Consider the following 1850-nt stretch of genomic DNA (forward strand, 5'->3'; position numbering starts at 1 on the left):
CGCGCAACCGGTCGAGCCGCAGCACCGCGAGCCCGGCCTCGGTGAGAGTGCCGAGGTCACCGCCGGACCCCTTCACCCACATGAGCTCCACGTCCTGGGCCGTCACCGGGTCCTGGACCGTTCCCTTGGCCGAGGCGTTTCCGCCCGCGTAGTTGGTGTTGCGCGGATCCGCGCCGAGGGCGTGGGACCGGTCGAGCAGTTGCTCCACTTCGGGTGGAGTGGAGGTCATCTCTTGTTCTCCTTCTCAGCCGAGCTTGAAATCGATCACAGGGATCGGTTGTCGTGGATGTCCATGGCGCCGTGCGGCCGGCCCTCCCGTGGCGAGAACCCGGGCGAGGTCACGTCGTGCGGGCTCAGGCGCCCCAGCCGGCGGCCTGCCCGTCCTTACGCTCGTCGCGGATCTTCTCGAAGTAGCCGGAGCGGCTGTAGGCCGCCATCGGGTCGGGGTCGATGCCCATGTCCTCGCGGAGTTCGGCGAGCAGGGGGCGCACGTCGGAGTTGTAGGCGTCCATGAACACGGCGTTGGCGCCGAGCACGTCGCCGGCGTTCTGCGCCGCGCGCAGCGCCTCGACGTCGATCAGCAGCGCCTTGGCGGTGGCCTCCTGCACGTTCATCACCGAGCGGATCTGGCCGGGGATCTTGGGCTCGATGTTGTGGCACTGGTCGAGCATGAACGCCACATGCTCCCCGTACCCCCCGCCCTGGATCACCTCGTGCATGATCCGGAACAGCTGGAACGGGTCGGCCGCGCCCACCATCAGGTCGTCGTCGGCGTAGAAGCGGGAGTTGAAGTCGAACCCGCCCAGCTTGTTCTCGCGCAGCAGGAAGGCGACGATGAACTCGATGTTGGTGCCCGGGGCGTGGTGCCCGGTGTCGACGACCACCTGTGCCTTGTCGCCCAGCTTGAGGCAGTGCGCGTACGAGGTGCCCCAGTCGGGCACGTCGGTGGCGTAGAACGCCGGCTCGAAGAGCTTGTACTCCAGCAGGAACCGCTGGTCGTCACCGAGCCGGTCGTACACCGCGGCGAGCGCCTCGGCCAGCCGGTCCTGCCTGGCGCGGATGTCGTCCTGGCCCGGGTAGTTGGTGCCGTCGGAGAACCACAGCTTCAGGTCGCGGGAACCGGTGAGGTCCATGATGTCGACGCACTCGAGCAGGTGGTCCAGGGCCTTGCGGCGCACCGCGGGGTCGGGGTTGGTGACACTCCCGAGCATGTAGTCGTCGTCCTGGAAGACATTGGAGTTGATCGCCCCGACGCGCACCCCCGCGTCTCGGGCGTGCGCGGCCAGCGCCGCGTAGTCGTCCACGCGGTCCCAGGGGATGTGCAGCGCCACGCTCGGGGCCACGCCGGTGAAACGATGCACCTGCGCCGCGTCGTCGATCTTCTCCTGCGGGGTGCGCGGGACACCTTGCTGGGCGAACACCTTGAAGCGAGTGCCCGAGTTGCCGTACGCCCACGAGGGTGTCTCGATCGCCTGGGTTCGCAGAGCCGCCTTCACTTGCGGAATGTCTGTCGTCATTAGGGGGTCCCCGAATTTCGTCAGTCGAGATGGAAAACTTCGTCGAGGGTCAGCATTCCTTCGTCGGGACGCCGTCCATCGAGCTCCTCGAAGAACGGCGCCATCTCCGCCTGCCAGCGGGCGTTGACGTCGGTGCGCGCCATGCCGTCGAGAGCGGCCTGGAAGTCGTCGGTCTCCAGATAGCCGACCAGCAGCCCGTCGTCACGCAGGAAGAGGGAGTAGTTGCGCCAGCCCGTGTCCCGCAGCGCGGCCTGCATGTCCGCCCATACGGCCCGGTGTCGCTCCCGGTACTCGTCGAGACGCTCCGGCCGGACCTTCAGCAGAAAACAGACC

At 67.7% G+C, this 1850-nt stretch carries 2 protein-coding genes and 1 pseudogene; all 3 read right to left on the reverse strand.

Features of this window, described 5'->3' with window-relative positions; genetic code table 11:
* A pseudogene (locus HKK72_RS38915) lies at positions 1–229 on the reverse strand (bifunctional rhamnulose-1-phosphate aldolase/short-chain dehydrogenase); the annotation flags it as partial.
* Positions 230–353: 124 nt separating this feature from the next.
* Positions 354–1517, reverse strand: a complete 1164-nt coding sequence (gene rhaI / locus HKK72_RS38920) for an L-rhamnose isomerase (protein ID WP_187239378.1) — start codon at positions 1515–1517, stop codon at positions 354–356.
* Between the two features lie 20 nt (positions 1518–1537).
* Positions 1538–1850, reverse strand: a 313-nt coding sequence (locus HKK72_RS38925) for an L-rhamnose mutarotase (protein WP_187239379.1), incomplete at its 5' end; no start/stop codon positions are given.

Source organism: Actinomadura sp. HBU206391, from assembly GCF_014323665.1.
In the GTDB taxonomy this organism is placed as follows: Bacteria; Actinomycetota; Actinomycetes; order Streptosporangiales; family Streptosporangiaceae; genus Actinomadura_C.